This is a genomic window from Bartonella sp. TT110JLCBS (assembly GCF_042193405.1).
GTDB lineage: Bacteria > Pseudomonadota > Alphaproteobacteria > Rhizobiales > Rhizobiaceae > Bartonella.
Genome location: NZ_JBHILT010000172.1, coordinates 1 through 832 on the forward strand (window position 1 = coordinate 1; position 832 = coordinate 832).

Annotated in this window: 1 protein-coding gene; it reads left to right on the forward strand. The window is 46.3% G+C overall.

From position 1 onward, the window contains the following. Positions 1–416: 416 nt before the first annotated feature. On the forward strand, positions 417–832 hold a 416-nt coding region (locus tag ACFILW_RS10255; RefSeq protein WP_375685787.1), incomplete at its 3' end, for a hypothetical protein.

Consider the following 832-nt stretch of genomic DNA (forward strand, 5'->3'; position numbering starts at 1 on the left):
GTGTCAGTGGTAAAGGCGGCCCCGAGCACAACTGATGGTGTATAGTTTATTCGTTGTTTAGAATGTCATCCTTGCGACGTACATTGTTTTGCAAGAACATATGTTTTTTTGGTCATGTAATTATCAATTTTGTGAAACTATAAAGATCGGCTAACTGTATGATTCACACTATATTCGTAAAAAGCATATTCTCCGTTTAACTTTGACGATCTCCGTTTAAAAATATGTGTTAATGTTTGCATTAAGGTATTACCGTTTAACAATAAATGTCACCATGTAACTATCCGTATTTCCCCTTAGTGTTTCACGTTTGTGTGTGTATAACAATGTCTTTGTTTAATTAGTAAGACTTGCATCACAAGCAGGCATTCAAATTAGTACCGCGCAGGAAGAGGCTTGCGTGGAGGCAACCAACAATGTCTCTCCCGTCGGCGGTTGACGTCGATGCAACAGAAGCACCAATTGTGGTGGAACCAACAATGGCGGAGGCTCAGCCAACTTTAGCTCCGACCGCGCCATTGGAAAAAGGACGAGCGGTGGTTCCGCCGGCTGCAATGGATGTGTGTCCGCCTGACGATGTCACTGGCGATGTCGACAGGATTATTGAATCCCTTGCCAGTGAACCCCCCACGATCGAGCCACTGGCTGTGGCATCCGACAGTTGCCACACGAAGGTAGACACAATCCAGTCCACATTCGCACCGGAAGTAAATAAAGACTCAGTGGGATTACCGGAGTCGACTGAGCCGACATTGGCACCGAAAGCGGATAAAGATGCTGTGGGCTTACGAGCCCTGTCACCGAATAAAGACTCCGTCGAACTACCGGAGTC